A 20,603-nucleotide genomic window follows, 5' to 3' on the forward strand; every position below is an offset into this window, starting at 1 on the left:
GGGGGAATGCACAAATCGCAGGCATAAAAAAAGCACCCCGAAGGGTGCTTTTTTGTCGCTGGAAGCTTAGCGCTTCAGCGAGGCTGGCAGGTGCGGCTGGATGGCCGTCAGTACTGCTTTGAAGCACTTGGTGTTACCGGCAACGACGTGGCCTTTTTCAAGGAATTCGTGACCGCCGGTGAAGTCGCTGATCAAGCCGCCAGCTTCTTGAATCAGCAGGGCACCTGCAGCCATGTCCCACTCAGACAGGCCTGACTCCCAGAACGCGTCGAAACGACCGGCAGCCACGTAGGCCAGGTCCAGGCTCGCCGAACCAGCGCGGCGGATGCCAGCGGTCTGGCCAACCAGGGCGCGGAACATGCCCAGGTAGTTCTCGAGGTTGTCCATCTGGTCGTCACGGAACGGGAAGCCGGTACCCAGCAGGGCGCCTTCCAGGCTGGTGCGGCCGCTGACGCGCAGGCGGCGACCGTTCAGTTGAGCGCCGCGACCACGGCTGGCGGTGAATTCTTCCTGGCGAACCGGGTCCAGAACAACAGCGTGTTCCAGGCGACCGCGGTATTTGCAGGCGATGCTGACAGCGAAGTGAGGAATGCCGCGCAGGAAGTTGGTGGTGCCGTCCAGCGGATCGATGATCCACAGGTATTCTTCGCCTTCGATGCCGTTGCCGGCGTGCAGGCCGGTTTCTTCACCCAGGATCGAGTGGTTTGGGTAGGCCTTGCGCAGCGCATCGATGATTTTCTGTTCGGCGGCGCGATCCACCTCGGATACATAATCCTTGGCGTCTTTTTCGTCGACCTTGATGGTATCCAGGCGCTCGATGGAGCGGAAAATCAATTCACTGGCGCTGCGGGCGGCGCGCAGCGCGATATTCAGCATGGGCTGCATGGATGTGTCACCTAAGGTTGTTAAAGAAAGCCGGGCATTCTATCAGAACTTTTCTACAGGTGAAGGTTGGTGTTCGCTTTCATAGCTTAACGGTAGTAGGAACTGTAAGATTCGGCTCCCTATTTCTGTGTTCGAGAACGCCTCCCGTGTTGCATAACATTCGTGTCGTCCTGGTCAATACCAGCCATCCCGGCAACATCGGCGGGGCTGCGCGTGCCATGAAGAACATGGGCTTGTCGCGGCTGGTGCTGGTCGAACCCCGGTTATTCCCGCATCACGAAGCCGACGCTCGTGCGTCCGGTGCCGGGGATATCCTTGAAAACGCGCAAGTCGTCGCCACCTTGGAAGATGCCTTGGTCGGTTGCAATCTGGTGCTCGGTACCAGCGCGCGTGATCGTCGCATCCCCTGGCCGTTGCTCGACCCCCGCGAATGCGGTGTGAAAGTGGTGGAGGAGGCGGGGCAGGGTGCCGAGATCGCTTTGGTGTTCGGTCGTGAAGACTCCGGCCTGACCAATGAAGAGCTGCAGCGATGTCATTATCACGTGCATATCCCCTCAGACCCTGAGTTCAGTTCGCTGAACCTGGGGGCGGCGGTGCAGGTGTTGAGCTATGAAGTGCGCATGTCCTGGCTCGCGGCCCAAGGGCAGCCGAGCAAGGTCGAGAAGGAAGAAGTCGCGTCCACCAAAAGTGGTGAGCTGGCGACCATGGATGAGCTGGAGCGATTCTATGAGCACCTGGAACAAACCCTGGTGGCCATCGAATTCCTCGATCCGGAAAAACCGCGGCACTTGATGGCGCGCCTGCGCCGGTTGTACGGACGTAGCTCGGTCAGCCGGGCGGAAATGAATATATTGCGTGGCATCCTCACGGAAACCCAGAAAGCGGCCCGTGGCGAGCTTCTAAAGCGGAAGGATTAAAAATGTTCGAGCGTTTGCGTGAAGATATCCAAAGCGTTTTCCATCGTGATCCGGCAGCGCGCAACGCCTTTGAAGTTCTGACGTGCTACCCCGGCATGCACGCCATCTGGATCCATCGTTTGTCCGCGATGCTGTGGCGCGTGGAACTGAAGTGGCTGGCGCGGCTGGTATCGAACTTCGGTCGCTGGTTGACCGGGATCGAGATCCATCCGGGCGCCAAGGTAGGTCGTCGCTTCTTTATTGATCACGGGATGGGCATCGTTATTGGTGAAACCGCCGAGATCGGCGATGACGTCACTATTTATCAGGGCGTGACCCTGGGCGGCACTAGCTGGAACAAGGGCAAGCGTCACCCGACCTTGGGTGATGGCGTCGTAGTCGGGGCGGGCGCGAAGGTGTTAGGTCCGTTCACTGTCGGTGCCGGGGCCAAGGTGGGTTCCAATGCTGTCGTGACCAAGGAAGTGCCGCCGGGTGCCACTGTGGTGGGTATTCCGGGGCGAATCATCGTCAAGTCTGATGTCGAGCAAGATGCCAAGCGCAAGGCGATGGCCGAGAAGATTGGTTTTGATGCCTACGGCCTCAGCGAAGACATGCCTGACCCGGTGGCGCGTGCCATTGGTCAGCTGCTCGATCACCTGCAGGCGGTCGATGGTCGTCTGGAAGGCATGTGCGGGGCGCTGAAGGATCTGGGCAGTAATTATTGTGCGAAAGATCTGCCTGAGTTGCGTGAAGAAGACTTTGCGTGTGTGAAGGACAAGGATCAGAGTCAGGCCAGCTGAACCGAGTCGACTTCATCGCGGGCAAGCCCGCTCCCACAAGGTCTCGGGTGAAGCACCGGTGGTGTGAGCGCCGAAAATCCCTGTGGGAGCGGGCTTGCCCGCGATGAAGTCGACTCGGTACCACTGGCTGTTTGTGGCCAGTCTTTGCTATGATGCTGCCGCTCTTTTGCGGGTAAACCTGACTAAAGTACTAGGTCTTATAGTTGACTTAAATACTCGGGAATTGCATACTCGCCCCATTCCGAACTCCGTGGTAATTGTCCATGCGACTGACTACAAAAGGCCGATACGCCGTGACCGCCATGCTCGATCTGGCGTTGCATGCGCAGCACGGGCCGGTGTCCCTGGCCGATATCTCCGAGCGCCAAGGCATCTCCCTGTCCTACCTCGAACAGCTTTTCGCCAAATTGCGCCGCAGCAATCTGGTCTCCAGCGTCCGTGGTCCGGGTGGCGGCTACCAGCTGTCCCGCGACATGCAGGGCATCCAGGTCGCCCAGGTGATCGATGCGGTGAACGAATCGGTCGATGCAACCAAATGCCAGGGCCAAGGCGATTGCCATTCAGGCGATACCTGCCTGACTCACCACTTGTGGTGCGACCTGAGCCTGCAGATTCACGAATTTCTGAGCGGTATCAGCTTGGCTGACCTTGTGACTCGCCGTGAGGTACAAGATATAGCCCAGCGTCAGGACCAGCGCCGTTGCAACAGCAAGGCGCCACGCCTGGACAAGATTGAAGCGTCCGCCGTCGAATGACAGCCAAAGAGCTAACGGCACGCCAGCCAGCCTGATTTAGGAGATTTTCCATGAAATTGCCGATTTACCTTGATTACTCTGCGACCACCCCGGTTGATCCGCGTGTTGCGCAAAAGATGAGTGAATGCCTGCTGGTCGACGGAAACTTCGGTAACCCGGCGTCCCGTTCCCACGTGTTTGGCTGGAAAGCTGAAGAGTCCGTCGAAAACGCCCGTCGTCAGGTCGCAGACCTGGTCAACGCCGATCCGCGTGAAATCGTCTGGACCTCCGGTGCCACCGAATCCGACAACCTGGCAATCAAGGGTGCGGCGCATTTCTATGCCACCAAAGGCAAGCACCTGATCACCACCAAGATTGAGCACAAGGCTGTCCTCGACACCATGCGCCAACTGGAGCGTGAAGGCTTCGAAGTCACCTACATCGAGCCGCGCACCGACGGTCTGGTCACTCCAGAGATGATCGAAGCAGAGCTGCGTGACGACACCATCCTGGTTTCGGTCATGCACGTGAACAACGAAATCGGCACCATCAACGACATCGCAGCCATCGGCGAACTGACCCGTTCCAAGGGCATCCTGTTCCACGTCGACGCCGCTCAGTCCACCGGCAAGGTCGACATCGACCTGTCGAAACTGAAAGTTGACATGATGTCGTTCTCGGCCCACAAAACCTATGGCCCTAAAGGCATCGGCGCACTGTACGTCAGCCGCAAGCCGCGTGTTCGCATCGAAGCGACCATGCACGGCGGCGGTCACGAACGTGGCATGCGTTCCGGTACCCTGGCGACTCACCAGATCGTCGGCATGGGTGAAGCTTTCCGCGTGGCCAAAGAAGACATGGCTGCCGAAAACGTACGCATCAAAGCCCTGAGCGACCGCTTCTTCAAGCAGGTCGAAGGCCTGGAAGAGCTGTACATCAACGGCAGCATGACCGCCCGTGTACCGCACAACCTGAACCTGAGCTTCAACTACGTTGAAGGTGAGTCGCTGATCATGGCGCTCAAGGATCTGGCGGTATCGTCCGGCTCGGCTTGCACCTCCGCTTCGCTGGAGCCTTCGTACGTACTGCGCGCCCTGGGCCGCAACGACGAACTGGCACACAGCTCGATTCGCTTCACCTTCGGCCGTTTCACCACCGAAGAAGAAATCGATTACGCCGCGCAGAAAGTCTGCGAGGCCGTTACCAAGCTGCGCACTTTGTCGCCGCTGTGGGACATGTACAAAGACGGTGTCGACATTTCGAAAATCGAGTGGGCGGCACACTGATTTCAAGTCGCCGCGAACCGGCCCTGTAAAACCAAGGTTTGCAGGGCTTTAAGAGCGACTCTCTGATGAGTGAGGATTAAGCATCATGGCTTACAGCGAAAAGGTCATCGACCACTACGAAAACCCGCGCAACGTCGGCAAGATGGACGCGGAAGACCCGGATGTCGGCACCGGCATGGTCGGCGCTCCGGCGTGCGGCGACGTCATGCGTCTGCAAATCAAGGTTAACGAGCAAGGCATCATCGAAGACGCCAAGTTCAAGACCTACGGCTGCGGTTCGGCTATCGCTTCCAGCTCCCTCGCCACCGAGTGGATGAAGGGCAAGACCCTGGACGAAGCAGAAACCATCAAAAACACCCAGCTGGCTGAAGAACTGGCCCTGCCGCCAGTGAAAATTCACTGCTCCGTACTCGCTGAAGACGCTATCAAAGCGGCCGTTCGCGACTACAAGCAGAAGAAAGGCTTGATCTGACTTTCAGGTTTTGGCGACGAGTAAGGAGTCACCGATGGCTATCAGCATGACAGAAGCGGCTGCTCGACACGTGCGGCGCTCCCTCGACGGGCGCGGCAAAGGTGAAGGGATTCGTCTGGGTGTTCGCACCACGGGCTGTTCCGGCCTTGCCTACGTGCTGGAGTTTGTCGACGAGGTGGTTGCAGAGGATCAGGTGTTCGAAAGTCACGGTGAAAAAGTGATTATCGACCCGAAAAGCCTGGCCTACCTGGACGGCACCGAGCTCGATTTCGTCAAGGAAGGGTTGAACGAAGGCTTCAAGTTCAACAACCCCAACGTGCGCGGTGAATGTGGCTGCGGCGAAAGCTTCAATATCTGAGGCTTGTCGTGGGTACTCCTTGTCATTTCGCTTTATTTGAGCTGCAGCCGGGTTTCAATCTGGATCTCGATCAGCTGGCTACGCGCTACCGTGAGTTGGCGCGCAGTGTTCATCCGGACCGCTTTGCTGATGCTTCCGAGCGTGAGCAGCGGTTGGCGCTGGAGCAATCCGCGAGCCTCAACGAGGCCTACCAGACGCTCAAAAGTCCTCCCAAGCGTGCGCGTTACTTGCTCGCCTTGAATGGGGGTGAGCTGCCGCTGGAGGTCACGGTGCATGATCCGGAGTTTCTTCTGCAGCAGATGGAGTTGCGTGAAGAGCTCGAAGACCTGCAAGACAGTGCCGATCTGGCCGGTGTTGCAGCGTTCAAGCGTCGCCTGAAAACTGCTCAGGATGTACTGAATCAAAGCTTCGCGGCTTGCTGGAATGATGCGGCGCAACGTGAACAGGCCGAACGCCTGATGCGACGCATGCAGTTCCTCGACAAGCTCACCTACGAAGTGCGCCAGTTAGAAGAGCGCCTCGACGATTAACCCAGTGCCGCTCCGGTCGCACGCCTGATATACAGATAAGTCCTGATACCAATGGCCCTACTGCAGATCGCCGAACCCGGCCAAAGTCCTCAACCGCACCAGCGTCGTCTGGCTGTGGGGATCGACTTGGGCACTACCAATTCGCTGGTCGCTGCATTGCGCAGTGGTCTTTCCGAGCCTCTGGCCGACGCTGACGGGCAGGTCATCCTGCCGTCTGCGGTGCGCTATCACGCCGATCGCGTTGAAGTCGGTGAGTCCGCCAAGCTCGCCGCCGCTACCGATCCTTTGAACACTGTGCTGTCGGTCAAGCGCTTGATGGGTCGTGGTCTGTCCGACGTCAAGCAATTGGGCGATCAATTGCCGTACCGCTTTGTCGGCGGTGAGTCGCACATGCCGTTCATCGACACCATTCAGGGGCCGAAAAGCCCGGTCGAAGTCTCGGCCGACATCCTGAAGGTATTGCGCCAGCGCGCCGAAGCGACGTTGGGCGGTGAACTGGTCGGCGCAGTGATCACTGTTCCGGCTTATTTCGATGATGCCCAGCGTCAAGCCACCAAGGATGCGGCCAAGCTGGCTGGCCTGAACGTGCTGCGTTTACTCAATGAGCCAACCGCCGCCGCAGTGGCTTACGGTCTGGACCAGCATGCTGAAGGCCTGGTCGCTATTTACGACCTGGGTGGCGGTACTTTCGATATTTCGATTCTGCGCCTGACGGGTGGTGTGTTCGAAGTGCTGGCTACCGGCGGCGATAGCGCGCTGGGTGGCGATGACTTCGACCATGCAATCGCGGGCTGGATCATCAAGGGCGCCGGTTTGTCGGCTGACCTCGATCCGGGTGTGCAGCGTCATCTGCTGCAAACGGCCTGTGCCGCCAAAGAAGCGCTAACCACGGCCTCGTCCGTCGAAGTGGCTCATGGCGGCTGGAAAGCCGAACTGACCCGCGAAGCCTTTGATGCGCTGATCGAGCCGATGGTCGCTCGCAGCCTGAAAGCCTGCCGCCGCGCGGTGCGTGATTCCGGTGTCGAGCTGGAAGAAGTGCATGCGGTGGTCATGGTTGGTGGCTCGACGCGCGTGCCTCGCGTTCGCGAAGCGGTCGCTGAAGCGTTTGGTCGCGAACCGCTGACTGAAATCGATCCGGATCAAGTGGTGGCCATTGGTGCCGCGATCCAGGCCGATACGCTGGCCGGCAACAAGCGCGACGGCGATGAGCTGTTGCTGCTTGACGTGATTCCGTTGTCCCTGGGGTTGGAAACCATGGGCGGCCTGATGGAGAAGGTGATTCCACGCAACACCACCATTCCCGTCGCGCGTGCCCAGGATTTCACCACCTACAAAGATGGCCAGTCGGCCATGGCGATCCACGTGTTGCAGGGCGAGCGCGAGCTGATCAGCGACTGCCGCTCCCTGGCGCGCTTTGAGCTGCGCGGCATTCCGGCGATGGTGGCCGGCGCGGCGAAGATTCGCGTGACCTTCCAGGTCGATGCCGACGGCCTGCTTAGCGTCTCGGCCCGTGAGTTGGGTTCGGGCGTGGAGGCCAGCATTCAGGTCAAGCCGTCCTACGGCCTGACCGACGGCGAAATTGCCAAGATGCTCAAGGATTCGTTCCAGCATGCCAACGACGACAAGGTCGCCCGCGTATTGCGTGAGCAGCAGGTCGATGCCCAGCGCCTGATCGAAGCGGTGCAGGGCGCTTTGGACGCTGACGGCGAACGCCTGCTCGATGCCGAAGAGCGCATGGTTATCGAGATGCAGATGCAGGAACTGACCGAACTGATGAAAGGTACCGATGGTTACGCCATCGAGCAGCAGACCAAGCGTCTGTCGCAAGTGACCGACGCCTTTGCTGCCCGCCGCCTGGACTCGACGGTGAAAGCCGCGCTGGCGGGGCGCAACCTGAATGAGATTGAGGAATAACGATGCCGCAGGTCATTTTTCTGCCACACGAGAAGTTCTGCCCGGAAGGCATGGTTGTTGAGGCTGAGCCCGGTACATCGATCCTCGAACTGGCTCATGAACACCATATCGAGATGGAAAGTGCCTGTGGCGGCGTCTGCGCCTGCACCACTTGTCATTGCCTGATTCGTGAAGGCTTTGACTCGTTGGAAGAGGCTGATGAGCTGGAAGAAGACTATCTTGATAAGGCTTGGGGGCTGGAAGCTCAGTCCCGCCTGGCGTGTCAGGCCAAAGTCGGGACGGAAGACCTGACCGTCGAAATTCCGAAATATTCGCTCAACCATGCGGCTGAAGCGCCGCACTGATTCAAGGAAGCGACATGAGTCTGAAATGGGTTGATGTGCTTGAAATCGCGATCCAGCTGGCTGAGTCCAGGCCGGAAGTGGATCCGCGTTATGTGAACTTCGTCGATCTGCACCAATGGGTGCTGGCATTGCCGGAGTTCAGTGATGATCCGACCCGCGGTGGCGAGAAGGTGCTTGAAGCCATTCAGGCCGCCTGGATCGAAGAAGCAGACTGAGTCTGCGCCGTACGCAGTTAGGCAATACCAAAGAACCCGCGTATAATTCGCGGGTTTAATTTTTCGCAAATTACCGTTTCTGGAGTTACACCATGGCTGTTCAACGTACTTTCTCCATCATCAAGCCTGACGCTGTTGCAAAAAACGTCATCGGCGAGATCACCACTCGTTTCGAAAAAGCAGGCCTGCGCGTTGTAGCTTCGAAACTGAAGCAACTGTCCAAAGCTGAAGCTGAAGGCTTCTACGCTGAGCACAGCGCTCGTGGTTTCTTCGGCGACCTGGTTGCTTTCATGATCTCCGGTCCGGTTGTTGTTCAGGTTCTGGAAGGCGAAAACGCTATCGCTCTGAACCGTGAGCTGATGGGCGCTACCAACCCTAAAGAAGCTGCTGCCGGCACCATCCGCGCTGACTTCGCTGATTCCATCGACGCCAACGCTGTGCACGGTTCGGACTCCGAAGCCGCTGCTGCTCGCGAAATCTCGTACTTCTTCGCAGCTACTGAAGTAACCACTCGCTAAGCATTGGCTTAAGAGTGAAGGTGAATCCATGACTACATCGACTGTAAAAACCAACCTGCTGGGTCTGACTCAGCAGGAAATGGAAAAATTCTTCGACTCAATCGGGGAGAAGCGTTTCCGTGCCGGTCAGGTAATGAAATGGATTCACCACCTTGGCGTCGATGATTTCGACGCCATGACGAACGTCAGCAAGGCCTTGCGCGACAAGCTCAAGGCTATTGCCGAAGTTCGCGGCCCTGAAGTGGTCAGCGAGGACATTTCCACCGACGGCACCCGTAAGTGGGTGGTGCGCGTGGCGTCCGGCAGCTGCGTCGAGACCGTCTACATTCCCCAGGGCAAACGCGGCACTTTGTGCGTTTCGTCCCAGGCAGGCTGTGCCCTGGATTGCAGTTTCTGCTCCACCGGCAAGCAAGGTTTCAACAGCAACCTCACCGCCGCCGAAGTCATCGGCCAGGTGTGGATTGCCAATAAATCGTTCGGCAGCATCCCGGCAACCGCCGACCGTGCCATCACCAACGTGGTGATGATGGGCATGGGTGAGCCGCTGCTGAACTTCGACAACGTCGTTGCAGCCATGCATCTGATGATGGACGACCTGGGTTACGGCATTTCCAAGCGCCGTGTGACCCTGTCGACCTCCGGCGTGGTGCCGATGATCGATGAGCTGTCCAAGCACATCGACGTCTCCCTGGCGTTGTCCCTGCACGCACCGAATGACGCATTGCGTAACCAATTGGTGCCGATCAACAAGAAATATCCGCTTAAGATGCTGCTCGAGTCGTGCCAGCGCTACATGTCGTCCCTGGGCGAAAAACGTGTGCTGACCATTGAGTACACCTTGCTCAAGGACATCAACGACAAGGTTGAACATGCCGTTGAGATGATCGAGTTGCTCAAGAACATCCCGTGCAAGATCAACCTGATTCCGTTTAACCCGTTCCCGCATTCCGGTTACGAGCGCCCGAGCAACAACGCGATTCGCCGGTTTCAGGATCAGCTTCACCATGCAGGCTTCAATGTCACCGTACGCACCACCCGCGGTGAAGACATCGATGCCGCGTGTGGCCAATTGGTAGGGCAGGTGCTGGATCGCACCCGTCGCAGCGAGCGTTATATCGCCGTGCGTGAATTGAGCGCAGAAAACGATATGGCGCAGAACGCCGCGAAATAATTCAAGAGAGGATCTCTATGTCCCTGCGCTTCGCGCTGCTTTTGCTGTGGGCCAGCCTGTGTGCTGGATGTGTCCTGTCGGGCGATTTCAACCCGATGAAGACCAGCAAGGGGCGCGATGAAGCACGTGTGGCTTACGTGCAGTTGGGGTTGGGGTACTTGCAACAAGGCATGACAGAGCGCGCCAAAGTCCCGCTGAAAAAGGCGTTGGAACTGGATAGCTCGGACCCTGACGCCAACGCAGCGCTGGCTCTGGTGTTCCAGGCCGAAATGGAGCCTGAACTGGCCGACCAGCATTTTCGCAAGGCACTGTCTTCCCGTCCCGACGATGCGCGAATCCTGAACAATTACGGCAGTTTTCTTTTCGAGGAAAAACGTTACAAAGAGGCGTACGAGCGCTTTGAGCAGGCCGCCGCCGATACGCTGTATCCTGAGCGTTCGCGAGTATTCGAGAACCTGGGAATGACTGCATCAAAGCTGGGTGAGCGTGATCTCGCGCAGCAGCAACTTGAAAAAGCCCTGCGTTTGAATCGCCAACAGCCACGTGCATTGCTCGAAATGGCTGAGTTGTCCTTCGAAGACAGGCATTATGTGCCCGCGCGTGACTATTACGATCGTTTTAGCCTGCTGACCGAGCAAAATGCACGTAGTCTATTGCTCGGCGTTCGGCTGGCAAAAGTGTTCGAAGATCGCGACAAGGCTGCAAGTGCAGGCCTGCAACTAAAACGACTCTATCCCGGTACGCCGGAATATCAGCAATACCTGTCGGAGCAATGATGAAAGCGGCGCATCCCGAAGTTGTAGCAGCGAATCGCGTTAACCCCGGTGAGACTTTGCGCCAGGCCCGCGAAAGCAATGGCTGGTCGCTGGCCGAAGTGGCCCTCAAGCTCAACCTCACCGTTACCTCCTTGAGCAATCTGGAAGCCGGCGCATTCGACAAGCTGCCTGGGCATACCTTCGCTCGCGGTTATATCCGTGCGTACGCCAAATTGCTGGGCATGGATCAAGCCGTTCTTGTGCAGCAGTTCGACCAATCCACCGGCACTGATTCCCAAGGCAGCAGCGTTCATAGCCTTGGGCGTATCGAAGAGCCGGTCCGGGTTTCCCATACTATTTTGCGAATTGTCAGTCTGTTGCTGCTGATTGCGGTGATTGGTGGCGGTTTTGTCTGGTGGCAGGATCAAACGTCATTGCGCACCAAGGATTTGATCGGTCTGAGCCCGGAGCACGTTGAAGTGGAAGGCGCCGACGGCACCACCCAGATTCATCCGCTGGACGAGCCGGAAGACCAGGCTGTCGCGGAAGGCCAGGCTGACAACGCTACTGCGCTGGCTTTGCCGCAAGCCGAGACGTCCTCTGAAGCGCCGGCTGAAGCTCAAGCCACTGCGCCTGTTGCCGCACCGACAGCACCAACACCTGTTGCTCCGGCGCACAACGCCGCTCCGGTTGCCGTCACCCCGACCCACAGCACGGCGCCTGTTGTCTCCGCGCCGGTCACCCCGGCTCCGACTGTTCCAGCTGTTCCGGCCCCAGTGGTGACTGCTCCCGTGGCCCCGACCAATCCGGCTCCTGCTCCGGTTACGACAGCGCCAGTGGCTGGCCAGGGTCAGGTTCAGTTGCAGTTCACTGCCGATTGCTGGACGCAAGTGACCGATGGCTCCGGCAAGGTGCTGTTGAGTGGTCTCAAGCGTAAAGGCGATAGCGTTTCCGTCAGCGGCAAGCCGCCGTTTTCCGTGCGTCTGGGCTTCGCCCGTGGCGTGCAGGTCAGCTACAACGGCCAGGCGGTTGATGTTGCTCCGTTCACCAGTGGCGAGACTGCTCGCCTGAAGTTGGGTCAATAAGTCATGCACGGCGAATCTCCAATCAAACGTCGCGAATCCCGCAAGATCTGGGTCGGTAACGTGCCTGTTGGCGGCGATGCGCCTATCGCTGTGCAGAGCATGACCAACAGCGACACCAATGACGTCGCCGCCACGGTCGCACAGATCAATCGTCTGGAAGCGGCAGGCGTCGACATCGTGCGTATTTCCGTACCGGACATGGACGCCGCCGAAGCTTTCGGCAAGATCAAGCAATTGGTCAAAGTGCCGTTGGTGGCCGACATCCATTTCGACTATCGGATCGCATTGCGCGTCGCCGAACTGGGCGTCGACTGCCTGCGAATCAACCCGGGCAACATCGGTCGTGAAGATCGTGTACGCGCCGTGGTCGATGCCGCTCGTGATCGCGGGATTCCGATCCGCATCGGCGTCAATGCCGGTTCCCTGGAAAAAGACCTGCAAAAGAAATACGGCGAGCCGACGCCGGCCGCACTGGTCGAGTCCGCCCTGCGCCACGTTGAACACCTTGAGCGCCTGAATTTTCAGGACTTCAAAGTCAGCGTGAAAGCCTCCGACGTGTTCATGGCCGTCGAAGCCTACCGCTTGCTGGCCAAGGAAATCGTCCAGCCATTGCACCTGGGCATCACCGAAGCCGGTGGTTTGCGTTCAGGCACAGTGAAATCCGCCGTGGGCCTCGGTATGCTGCTCGCCGAAGGGATTGGCGATACTATTCGCATCTCGTTGGCGGCTGACCCGGTCGAGGAAGTAAAAGTCGGCTACGACATCCTCAAGTCCCTGCACCTGCGTTCCCGTGGCATCAACTTCATCGCCTGCCCGAGCTGCTCGCGGCAGAACTTCGATGTGGTCAAGACCATGAACGAACTGGAAGGGCGTCTTGAAGACCTGCTGGTGCCGCTGGATGTCGCGGTCATCGGTTGTGTGGTCAACGGGCCGGGTGAAGCCAAGGAAGCCCATATTGGCTTGACCGGCGGTACGCCCAACCTGATTTACATCGACGGCAAGCCGTCGCAGAAACTGACGAATGACAATCTGGTGGATGAGCTTGAACGCTTGATCCGCCAGAAAGCGGCCGAAAAGGTCGAAGCCGACGCTGCCGTTATCGCGCGTGGCTGAGCCGGACTAAAGAGCCGAACGAATTTAAGGATTTAAAGTGAGCAAGTCTCTGCAAGCCATTCGTGGCATGAACGACATCCTGCCCGAACAGACTCCCCTGTGGCGTCATTTCGAGGGCACCGTTTCGCGTTTGCTGGATAACTACGGTTACAAGCAGATCCGCATGCCGATCGTCGAGTTCACCGAGCTGTTCAAGCGCTCCATCGGTGAAGTGACCGACATCGTCGAAAAAGAGATGTACACCTTCGACGACCGTAACGGTGACTCCCTGACCCTGCGCCCCGAAGGCACGGCTGCCTGCGTGCGTGCAGTGCTTGAGCACGGCATCACCGGCGGTGGTCAGGTGCAGAAACTCTGGTACATCGGCCCGATGTTCCGTCACGAGCGCCCGCAGAAAGGCCGTTATCGCCAGTTCCACCAGATCGGTGTCGAAGTGTTCAACCTCGACGGTCCGGACATCGACGCCGAACTGATCGTGCTGACGTGGCGCCTGTGGGGCGAGCTGGGTATCCGTGATGCGGTCAAGCTCGAGCTCAACAGCCTGGGGACTGCCGAGTCGCGCGGTCGCTACCGTGAAGCGCTGGTCGAGTTCCTTTCCGCGCATCTGGACAAGCTGGACGAAGACAGCCAGCGTCGTCTGAAGACCAACCCGCTGCGGGTTCTCGATACCAAGAATGCCGACACGCAAGCCATCCTGGTGGACGCGCCAAAAATGGCCGACTACCTCGACGACGAGTCCCGCGTGCACTTTGAAGGCCTGAAGGCTCGCCTGGACGCCGCCGGTATTCCTTATGTCATCAACCCGAAGCTGGTTCGCGGGCTGGATTACTACAGCAAGACCGTTTTCGAATGGGTCACCGACAAACTGGGCGCCCAGGGCACCGTGTGTGCCGGTGGTCGTTACGACGGTCTGGTCGAGCAAATGGGCGGCAAGCCAACGGCTGGTGTCGGTTTCGCCATGGGTATCGAGCGCCTGGTGCTGTTGCTTGAAACCCTGGAGCAGATCCCGGAAGAAATCTCCCGTCAGGTCGACGTCTACCTCTGTGCCTTCGGCGAAGCCGCAGAGATTGCCGGCCTGGCCTTGAGCGAGCGCGTCCGTGATCAATTACCCAACCTGCGCCTGCAAGTGAATGCCGGCGCCGGCAGCTTCAAAAGCCAGTTCAAGAAGGCCGACAAGAGCGGCGCGCTGTATGCGCTGATCCTCGGTGACGACGAAATGGCCCAGCAAGTGGTAGGTTTCAAACCCCTGCGTGGCCAGGGCGAACAACAAAGCATTGCCTGGGATGCGCTTGCTGCACACCTGGCCACCTGCGTCGTGCAGGGTTGAAGCTGTCTAAACAGCCGAATTAGCGATTAAGGAGTATTGGGGTGTCGAGTACCGAAGACGAACATTTGATGGAATTGAAGGAATGGTGGTCACGCAACGGTAAGCCCCTGGTCACTGGCGGCCTGTTGGCGCTGGTTATCGTTTTCGGCTGGCAGGCGTTCCACAAGTATCAGAGCAATCAGTCGCAAGGCGCCTCGATGCTCTACCAGCAATTGCTCGAAACCACGCTGACACCTGACGGCAAGCCTGACGCAGCCCGTGTTGCCGACCTGGCCGGCAAGCTCAACAGCGAGTTCGGCGGCAGCGCCTACGCGCAGTACGGCAGCCTGTTCGTGGCAAAAGTCGCTGTCGACAGCGGCAAGCTGGACGACGCAGCCACTGAGCTGAAAGCCATTGTCGCCAAACCGGCCAACCCGGCACTGGGCGAAATCGCCCGTCAGCGCCTGGCACAGGTACTGGCCGCGCAAAACAAGGCCGATGAAGCCCTGAAGTTGCTCGAAGGCGATGCCGACAAAGCATTCCTGGCCACTCGCGAAGAACTCAAAGGCGACCTGCTGGTGCAGTTGGGTCGTACCGACGAAGCGAACAAGGCGTATCAAAAAGCCAAGGCGGCACTGTCGGATGAAGCGGCGGTCGGTGGCCTGCAAATCAAGCTGGACGATCTGGCCAAAGGGGATGCGTGACGTGATTCGTTGGAAACATGCAGCATTGCTGGCTCTGGCCATTTTGGCCGCGGGTTGCAGCAGCAACAGCAAAAAAGAATTGCCGCCTGCCGAGTTGGTTGACTTCAAAGAAGAAGTGGTCCTGCAAAAGCAGTGGAGTCGTTCGATCGGTGACGGTCAGGGCGAAACCTACAACATGCTGGTACCGGCGATCGATGGCTCAACCATCTATGCGGCCGACGTTACTGGCGTGGTGATGGCGATGGATCGCAGCAATGGCGACGTCAAATGGAAGAAAGATCTCGAACTGCCTGTTTCCGGCGCCGTTGGCGTGGGTTATGGGCTGGTCATGATCGGCACGCTCCAAGGCGAAATCGTTGCCCTGGACGCGATCAACGGTGAAGAGAAATGGCGCGCTCGCGTGACCAGTGAAGTCCTCGCACCGCCGGCCAACAACGGTGACGTGGTTGTGGTTCAGACTCAGGACGACCGTCTGATCGGCCTGGATGCCGCGACCGGCAACCAGCGCTGGTTGTATGACAGCACGCCTGCGGTCCTGACCCTGCGCGGCACCAGTGCGCCGATCGTGACCAACCGTATGGCCGTGGCTGGTCTGTCGACCGGTAAAGTGGTCGCTCTCAATATTTCCAACGGCGTGCCGGTATGGGAACAACGCGTAGCGATTCCACAAGGCCGTTCGGAGCTTGAACGTGTGGTCGATATCGACGGCGGTCTGCTGCTGTCCGGCGGTACGTTGTACGTCGCCAGCTACCAGGGTCGCGTTGCAGCTCTGGACCTGGAAAGCGGTCGTCAGCTCTGGCAGCGCGATGCTTCCAGCTATGCCGGTGTCGCCCAGGGTTTTGGCAACGTTTACGTGAGCCTGGCTTCGGGCACTGTTGAAGGCGTCGACGAGCGTTCCACCACCGCGTTGTGGAGCAACGACTCGCTGGCCCGCCGTCAACTGTCGGCACCGGAAGTGTTCTCCAGCTACGTTGCAGTCGGCGATATGGAAGGCTACCTGCATCTGCTGAGTCAGGTGGACGGTCGTTTCGTCGGCCGCGAGCGCATCGACAGCGACGGCCTGCGTGCCCGTCCGCTGGTGGTGGGTGACACGATTTATGTATATGGCAACAGCGGCAAACTGGAAGCCCTGACCATTAAGTAAAGGTTTGACTATGCTTGGGGTTTAACCCCCAAGCGGCCTTGTTCTGCAAGGCTTGCGGCGCCTTCAAGCGCTGCCCCGAGCACCAGCCGCTGCCTCGCAGCGGCTTTTGTATTTTCTGAAATAACGAAGTGGAGAGCCGCATGGTTCCCGTAATCGCCCTGGTGGGCCGACCGAACGTCGGCAAGTCCACCTTGTTCAACCGCCTGACCAGGACTCGTGACGCCATCGTCGGCGACTTGTCCGGTCTGACCCGTGATCGCCAATACGGTGAGGCCAAGTGGCAAGGGCGTTCCTACATTCTGGTCGACACCGGCGGTATCTCCGGTGACGAGCACGGTATGGACGAAAAAATGGCCGAGCAGTCGCTGCTGGCCATTGAAGAAGCGGATGTCGTTCTGTTCCTGGTAGATGCCAAGGCCGGTTTCACCGCCGCCGACCAGATGATCGCCGAGCATTTGCGCAAACGTAACAAGCGTTCTTACGTGGTTGCCAACAAGGTCGACAACATCGACCCTGAAATGGCCCGCGCTGAATTCGCCCCGTTGGGCATGGGTCACGCGATCCCTATCGCGGGTGCTCATGGTCGTGGCATCACCCAGATGCTGGAAATCGCCCTGAGCGATTTCCCGAAAGACGAAGAAGAGCCGGAAGACGGCGAAGAAGAGATCGTTGCCGAAGGTGAGGAAGCCAAGCGCATTCCTGGCCCAAGCGAAAAAGACGGTATCAAGATCGCTATCATCGGTCGCCCGAACGTCGGCAAGTCGACCCTGGTCAACCGCATGCTCGGTGAAGACCGGGTAATCGTTTATGACCAGCCGGGCACGACCCGCGACAGTATCTACATCCCGTTCGAGCGTAACGACGAGAAGTACACGCTGATCGATACCGCCGGTGTGCGCAAGCGCGGCAAGATCCACGAAGAAGTTGAAAAGTTCTCCGTGGTCAAAACCCTGCAAGCGATCAAAGACGCCAACGTGGTGATCTTCGTGATGGACGCCCGCGAAGGCGTGGTGGATCACGACCTCAACCTGCTGGGCTTTGCCATTGAGTCGGGTCGTGCGCTGGTCATCGCGATCAACAAGTGGGACGGCATGACGCCGAGCGAGCGTGACTTCGTGAAGGTCGAGCTGCAACGTCGACTGTTCTTCGTCGACTACGCTGACATCCACTTCATCTCCGCTTTGCACGGTACTGGCGTGGGTAATCTCTACGCTTCGGTACAGAACTCGTTCAAGTCCGCCGTGACCCGCTGGCCGACTAACCGCCTCACCCAGATCCTGGAAGATGCGGTCGGTGAGCACGCGCCGCCGATGGTCAACAACCGCCGGATCAAGCTGCGTTACGCCCACTTGGGTGGTGCGAACCCGCCGATCATCGTGATCCACGGTAACCAGATCGAGAAGGTGCCGAAGTCTTACGTTCGTTACCTGGAAAACACTTACCGTCGTGTTCTGAAGCTGGTCGGTACGCCGATCCGCATCGAGTTCAAGGGCGGCGAGAACCCGTACGAAGGCAAAAAGACCACGCTGACCGACCGCCAGGTCAACAAGAAGCGTCGCATGATGTCGCACCACAAAAAGGCCGACAAAAAGCGCCGCGACAAGCGTTGATCGAAGGCTTGCCTGGTCCCTGTGGGAGCGAGGCTTGCCCGCGATAAACGATAACGCGGTGTACCTGATACACCCTGCTATGGCCATCGCGGGCAAGCCACGCCCCCACAGGGATCGGGTTCAAGAAAGGGCGCTTTATGCGCCCTTTTTTTATGGGCACCGGATGGGCTATTCTCGGGCTCTCCCGCGCCGCCGTTAGAGCCGGGTGTAGAGCAGGGAATCACCGATGATCACCAGTAAGCTGCCGAATGTCGGCATCACTATCTTCACTCAGATGTCTCAGCTCGCGGCGCAAACCGGGGCGATCAACCTGTCCCAGGGGTTTCCCGATTTCGATGCGCCGCTGGCCCTGTGCGACGCGGTCGGCCGGCACATCGCCAATGGCCATAACCAATATTCGCCGATGACCGGGCTGCCGGCGCTACGCCAGCAAGTGGCGGCAAAGATCGCTCGCAGTTATGGCGTTCATGTCGATGCCGACCATGAAGTGACCATCACGCCGGGCGCGACCCAAGCGATTTTCTGTGCGATCCAGACAGTTATCCACAGCGGTGACGAAGTCATCGTGTTTGATCCGGCCTACGACAGTTACGAACCTTCGGTGGAACTGGCCGGTGGGCGTTGTGTGCATGTGCAACTGGGGCTGGCTGATTTCAGCATCGACTTCCAGAAGCTCGCCGATGCCATTACACCGCGCACGCGAATGATCATTCTCAACTCACCGCACAACCCCAGTGGCGCATTGATCAGCCGTGCCGAGCTGGATCAGTTGGCGGATCTGATTCGTGATCGCGACATCTATCTGGTCAGCGATGAAGTCTACGAACACCTGGTGTTCGACGGCGTGCCTCATGTCAGCGTGCTGAATCACCAAGAGCTGTATCAGCGCGCCTTCGTCGTCAGTTCCTTCGGCAAGACTTATCACGTTACTGGCTGGAAAACCGGTTACGTGGTCGCGCCGCCAGCGCTGACTGCCGAGCTGCGCAAGGTTCACCAATACGTCAGTTTTTGCGGTGTGACGCCGCTGCAATTTGCCTTGGCCGACTTCATGGCCGAGCACCCGGAACACATCGAAGAGCTGCCGGATTTCTACCAGGCGAAGCGTGATCTGTTCTGCGATCTGCTGGCGCCGTCGCGTTTCGACTTCACCCGAGTGACCGGTACGTATTTCCAGCTGGTCGATTACTCGCAGATCCGTCCGGACCTCAATGACGTCGAGATGGCGCTGTGGATGACCCGCGAGCATGGCGTGGCGAGCATCCCGATCTCGGTGTTCTACCAGACCCCACCGGTCGGCCAGCGCCTGGTGCGCTTGTGCTTCGCCAAACGTGAGGAGACCCTGCGTGAAGCAGCGGCAAAACTATGCGTGATCTGAGTGCACTGCCCAACCTGAATGTCGTGCTGGTCCAGACAACGCTGGCCTGGCATGACCGCCAGGCCAACCTGGAGCATTTCGAGCAGTTGCTGGAACAGGCTCGCGGCGCGGACCTGATCATCCTGCCGGAGATGTTCACTACCGGTTTTTCCATGGAGTCGCAGACGCTCGCCGAACCGGAAAACGGCCCGACCAGCAAATGGCTGCGCAGTCAGGCGGCAAAACTCAATGCGGTGATTACCGGCAGCATCATCATTCAGGCCGCCGACGGCAGTCATCGCAATCGTCTGTTGTGGGCGCGGCCGGACGGGGAGGTGTGGCACTACGACAAGCGCCATCTGTTCCGCATGGCCGGCGAGCATAACCACTACACGCCGGGCGAGCGTCAGGTGCAGTTCGAACTCAAGGGCTGGCGCGTGCGGCCGCTGATTTGTTACGACCTGCGCTTCCCGGTCTGGAGTCGCGATGCCCACGATACCGACTTGCTGCTGTACACCGCCAACTGGCCGGGTGCGCGACGTCAGCACTGGAACCGGTTGCTGCCGGCACGGGCCATCGAAAACCTGTGCTACGTGGCCGCAGTGAATCGCATTGGCACCGATGGCAAAGGCTTTGCCTACACCGGTGACAGTCAGGTGCTGGATTTCCAGGGCGAAACCTTGCTCAGTGCTGGTGAAGCCGACGGCGTGTTCCAGGTGGTGCTGAACGCTGCGGACCTTCAGGCTTATCGCACCCGTTTCCCGGCGAATCTGGATGCTGATACGTTTGAGTTCACCTGATCGCAGCACGTTGTAACAATTGAGGATGCAGATTCTTCCTGGTGGGCCGATAGCAAGGTCTGTCCAAGAGGCGTGACCCATGATTGACGTCAGTTCCATCACCATCAATTCGCACGCCGTGTCTTCGCCTAATGTCGTCACTGGCAAGGCAGACGAAAGCACGCTGCTGCCGATCGCAGAGCCGATCGACAAAGACAGCAAAGTGCTGCGCGTCAACAGTGCCGGGGCCAACATCGACGCGGTCGTCGGTGCCGCTGGTGATCCGGTTACTGCGTTGAAAAAGCAAATCGAAGAAGCCCAAAAGCTGCTGGCCGAACAGCAGGCTCAGCTTGCGAGTGCGCAGAGGAGCCAGGATAACGAGCAGAAAGCGCAAAAGGTCATGGAGATCCAGAACCAGATCGCGGTGACCAGCAGCAACTTGCAAGTGCTGCAAGCGGCGCTGTTGCAGGCGATGTTCAGCGTCGATACCCATGCCTGAGATCTTCGCCGACTGAGCGGGCCCCTTCGCGAGCAAGCCCGCTCCCACATTAGACCGCGATTAAATGTGGGAGCGGGCTTGCTCGCGAAGGGGGCCTTAACCGTTCATACAAAAAACTCAGGCAAACAAAA

At 58.7% G+C, this 20,603-nt stretch carries 23 protein-coding genes; 22 read left to right on the forward strand and 1 reads right to left on the reverse strand.

The window, feature by feature from the left end:
• Window positions 1-66: 66 nt before the first annotated feature.
• Window positions 67-885, reverse strand: a complete 819-nt coding sequence (suhB, locus tag BMS17_RS17435; RefSeq protein WP_046026631.1) for an inositol-phosphate phosphatase — start codon at window positions 883-885, stop codon at window positions 67-69.
• Window positions 886-1,031: 146 nt separating this feature from the next.
• On the opposite strand from suhB, the gene trmJ reads away from it, so the two are divergent.
• The 22 genes from trmJ to BMS17_RS17545 all read left to right on the forward strand — a co-directional run bounded on the left by trmJ (window position 1,032) and on the right by BMS17_RS17545 (window position 20,472).
• A complete protein-coding gene (gene trmJ, locus BMS17_RS17440) occupies window positions 1,032-1,802 on the forward strand; it encodes a tRNA (cytosine(32)/uridine(32)-2'-O)-methyltransferase TrmJ (RefSeq protein ID WP_046026630.1) in 771 nt (256 codons plus the stop codon).
• A 2-nt stretch (window positions 1,803-1,804) separates the two neighbouring features.
• A complete protein-coding gene (cysE, locus tag BMS17_RS17445) occupies window positions 1,805-2,581 on the forward strand; it encodes a serine O-acetyltransferase (RefSeq protein ID WP_046026629.1) in 777 nt (258 codons plus the stop codon).
• 263 nt (window positions 2,582-2,844) lie between these two features.
• Complete coding sequence (gene iscR, locus BMS17_RS17450) at window positions 2,845-3,336, forward strand: Fe-S cluster assembly transcriptional regulator IscR (RefSeq protein ID WP_007948177.1); 492 nt, start codon at window positions 2,845-2,847, stop codon at window positions 3,334-3,336.
• A gap of 50 nt (window positions 3,337-3,386) precedes the next feature.
• Window positions 3,387-4,601: an IscS subfamily cysteine desulfurase gene (locus BMS17_RS17455; RefSeq protein WP_046026628.1), complete on the forward strand. Its 1,215-nt coding sequence runs from the start codon at window positions 3,387-3,389 to the stop codon at window positions 4,599-4,601.
• An 85-nt stretch (window positions 4,602-4,686) separates the two neighbouring features.
• Window positions 4,687-5,073 (forward strand): Fe-S cluster assembly scaffold IscU, encoded by a 387-nt coding sequence (iscU, locus tag BMS17_RS17460; RefSeq protein WP_003443374.1) that lies wholly within the window; start codon window positions 4,687-4,689, stop codon window positions 5,071-5,073.
• 34 nt (window positions 5,074-5,107) lie between these two features.
• On the forward strand, window positions 5,108-5,431 hold the full coding sequence (gene iscA, locus BMS17_RS17465; RefSeq protein WP_003227904.1) for an iron-sulfur cluster assembly protein IscA: 324 nt from the start codon (window positions 5,108-5,110) through the stop codon (window positions 5,429-5,431).
• A gap of 8 nt (window positions 5,432-5,439) precedes the next feature.
• Window positions 5,440-5,961: a co-chaperone HscB gene (gene hscB / locus BMS17_RS17470; protein WP_046026627.1), complete on the forward strand. Its 522-nt coding sequence runs from the start codon at window positions 5,440-5,442 to the stop codon at window positions 5,959-5,961.
• 51 nt (window positions 5,962-6,012) lie between these two features.
• Window positions 6,013-7,875 (forward strand): Fe-S protein assembly chaperone HscA, encoded by a 1,863-nt coding sequence (gene hscA, locus BMS17_RS17475; RefSeq protein ID WP_077431310.1) that lies wholly within the window; start codon window positions 6,013-6,015, stop codon window positions 7,873-7,875.
• Window positions 7,876-7,877: 2 nt separating this feature from the next.
• A complete protein-coding gene (gene fdx, locus BMS17_RS17480) occupies window positions 7,878-8,219 on the forward strand; it encodes an ISC system 2Fe-2S type ferredoxin (protein ID WP_046026625.1) in 342 nt (113 codons plus the stop codon).
• Window positions 8,220-8,233: 14 nt separating this feature from the next.
• Window positions 8,234-8,434, forward strand: a complete 201-nt coding sequence (gene iscX / locus BMS17_RS17485; protein ID WP_007903597.1) for a Fe-S cluster assembly protein IscX — start codon at window positions 8,234-8,236, stop codon at window positions 8,432-8,434.
• A 92-nt stretch (window positions 8,435-8,526) separates the two neighbouring features.
• Complete coding sequence (gene ndk, locus BMS17_RS17490) at window positions 8,527-8,952, forward strand: nucleoside-diphosphate kinase (protein ID WP_007916882.1); 426 nt, start codon at window positions 8,527-8,529, stop codon at window positions 8,950-8,952.
• 28 nt (window positions 8,953-8,980) lie between these two features.
• Window positions 8,981-10,123, forward strand: a complete 1,143-nt coding sequence (gene rlmN, locus BMS17_RS17495) for a 23S rRNA (adenine(2503)-C(2))-methyltransferase RlmN (RefSeq protein WP_007948172.1) — start codon at window positions 8,981-8,983, stop codon at window positions 10,121-10,123.
• A 17-nt stretch (window positions 10,124-10,140) separates the two neighbouring features.
• Window positions 10,141-10,899, forward strand: coding sequence for a type IV pilus biogenesis/stability protein PilW (gene pilW, locus BMS17_RS17500; RefSeq protein ID WP_077431311.1), 759 nt, complete (start codon window positions 10,141-10,143; stop codon window positions 10,897-10,899).
• Window positions 10,899-11,963: a RodZ family helix-turn-helix domain-containing protein gene (locus BMS17_RS17505; RefSeq protein WP_046026622.1), complete on the forward strand. Its 1,065-nt coding sequence runs from the start codon at window positions 10,899-10,901 to the stop codon at window positions 11,961-11,963. The genes pilW and BMS17_RS17505 overlap by 1 nt, the downstream gene beginning before the upstream one ends.
• Window positions 11,964-11,966: 3 nt before the next feature.
• Window positions 11,967-13,076: a flavodoxin-dependent (E)-4-hydroxy-3-methylbut-2-enyl-diphosphate synthase gene (ispG, locus tag BMS17_RS17510; RefSeq protein ID WP_007944259.1), complete on the forward strand. Its 1,110-nt coding sequence runs from the start codon at window positions 11,967-11,969 to the stop codon at window positions 13,074-13,076.
• Between the two features lie 37 nt (window positions 13,077-13,113).
• Window positions 13,114-14,403, forward strand: a complete 1,290-nt coding sequence (gene hisS, locus BMS17_RS17515) for a histidine--tRNA ligase (protein WP_046026621.1) — start codon at window positions 13,114-13,116, stop codon at window positions 14,401-14,403.
• Window positions 14,404-14,444: 41 nt separating this feature from the next.
• Window positions 14,445-15,086, forward strand: a complete 642-nt coding sequence (locus BMS17_RS17520; RefSeq protein WP_046026620.1) for a tetratricopeptide repeat protein — start codon at window positions 14,445-14,447, stop codon at window positions 15,084-15,086.
• On the forward strand, window positions 15,079-16,230 hold the full coding sequence (gene bamB, locus BMS17_RS17525) for an outer membrane protein assembly factor BamB (RefSeq protein ID WP_077431312.1): 1,152 nt from the start codon (window positions 15,079-15,081) through the stop codon (window positions 16,228-16,230). Before BMS17_RS17520 ends, bamB begins: the two co-directional genes overlap by 8 nt.
• A gap of 140 nt (window positions 16,231-16,370) precedes the next feature.
• Window positions 16,371-17,840 carry a ribosome biogenesis GTPase Der gene (der, locus tag BMS17_RS17530; protein WP_046026618.1) on the forward strand — a complete coding sequence of 490 codons (1,470 nt, stop codon included), beginning with the start codon at window positions 16,371-16,373 and terminating at the stop codon, window positions 17,838-17,840.
• A 226-nt stretch (window positions 17,841-18,066) separates the two neighbouring features.
• Window positions 18,067-19,215: a pyridoxal phosphate-dependent aminotransferase gene (locus BMS17_RS17535; protein WP_077432192.1), complete on the forward strand. Its 1,149-nt coding sequence runs from the start codon at window positions 18,067-18,069 to the stop codon at window positions 19,213-19,215.
• Complete coding sequence (locus BMS17_RS17540; RefSeq protein ID WP_077431313.1) at window positions 19,203-19,994, forward strand: amidohydrolase; 792 nt, start codon at window positions 19,203-19,205, stop codon at window positions 19,992-19,994. The genes BMS17_RS17535 and BMS17_RS17540 overlap by 13 nt, the downstream gene beginning before the upstream one ends.
• Window positions 19,995-20,073: 79 nt before the next feature.
• The gene (locus BMS17_RS17545; protein ID WP_077431314.1) at window positions 20,074-20,472 is read left to right on the forward strand and encodes a hypothetical protein; all 399 of its coding nucleotides are present in this window, start codon (window positions 20,074-20,076) and stop codon (window positions 20,470-20,472) included.
• Window positions 20,473-20,603 lie beyond the last annotated feature (131 nt).

The sequence above is a fragment of the Pseudomonas sp. C9 genome, assembly GCF_002000165.1.
GTDB lineage: Bacteria > Pseudomonadota > Gammaproteobacteria > Pseudomonadales > Pseudomonadaceae > Aquipseudomonas.